Annotated in this window: 1 protein-coding gene; it reads right to left on the bottom strand. The window is 70.5% G+C overall.

What is annotated here, in order from left to right; genetic code table 11:
* Positions 1-1172: Ig-like domain-containing protein (locus C2R25_RS18795; protein ID WP_233204140.1), on the bottom strand; the 1172-nt coding region annotated here is incomplete at its 3' end.
* Positions 1173-1192 lie beyond the last annotated feature (20 nt).

The raw sequence follows: 1192 nt of genomic DNA, 5'->3' as shown, positions 1-1192 counted from the left end.
TCGGTAGTCGATACGCCTGTGTCGCTGGCGAGTGCCCCCGAAGGCGGCAGGACGCTGATGTCGATGGTGAGGCTGGGTAGTTCGAACGTGTCGCTGACGTTACCTGCCGCGTCGATCTGACGAACCTGCACCACGCCGGTGCCATACGTGCCCGGGGCCAGTTCGAAGCTGGTGCCGGTGCCTGTCTGCCATGTCGCTCCGCCGTCGGTGCTGTACTGCCAGCTGGCGCCCGGCTCGATACCGCCGACCGTCACCGTCGCGTCATTGGTCACCCTATCGCTGGCGGACAGCCCGGTGTCGGCGGCAAGCACCACCGTCGGGCTTGCCACGGCGGTGTCCACCGTCACCGCGCCCAGCAGCGCCCCTGCGCTCTGGTTGCCGGCAATGTCCGTCTGGCGCACCTGCACCACGCCGGCGCCATACGTGCCCGGGGCCAGTTCGAAGCTGGTGCCCGTACCTGCCTGCCAGCTCGCTCCGCCATTGGTGCTGTACTGCCAGGTCGCGCCCGGCTCGAGGCCGCCGACCGTCACCGTCGCATCGCCCGTCACCCGGTCCGTGCCCGACACCCCGGTGTCGCTTGCAAGAGCAAGCGTGGGCACCGAAACGCCCGTATCGACGGTCACCGCCGGCAGCGCACCCGTGCCGCTGGCATTGCCCGCAAGATCCGTCTGGCGCACCAGCACGGTACCGGCAGCATAAGTGCCGGGAGCAAGTTCGAAGCTGGTGCCGGCGCCTGCCTGCCACGTCCCTCCGCCATCGGTGCTGTACTGCCAGCTGGCGCCCGGCTCAAGACCGCCGACCGTCACCGTCGCATCGTTCGTCACGCCGTCGCCCGCCACGCCGGTGTCGCTTGCAAGAGCAGGCGTGGGGACCGGAACGCCCGTGTCGATGGTCACCGCCGGCAGGGTACCCGTGCTGCTGATATTGCCGGCGATGTCCGTCTGGCGCACCTGCACGGTGCCGGCGGGGTAGGTGCCGGGGACCAGCTCGAAGCTGGTGCCGGTGCCTGCCTGCCATGTCGCTCCGCCGTCGGTGCTGTACTGCCAGGTGGCGCCCGGCTCCAGACCGCCGACCGCGACGGTCGCGTCGCTGGTCACGCCGTCGTCTGGCGAGGTGCCGGTGTCCGTTGCGAGGGCGAGGCTGGGCGGTGCTGCGGTGAGGTCGATGGTCACAGGCGCCAGTGCGGCGGGGG

The organism is Novosphingobium sp. HII-3, from assembly GCF_002916655.1.
GTDB lineage: Bacteria > Pseudomonadota > Alphaproteobacteria > Sphingomonadales > Sphingomonadaceae > Novosphingobium > Novosphingobium panipatense.
Note: the sequence above shows the minus strand (reverse complement) of the source record. Positions and strands in the feature narration are given on the sequence as shown.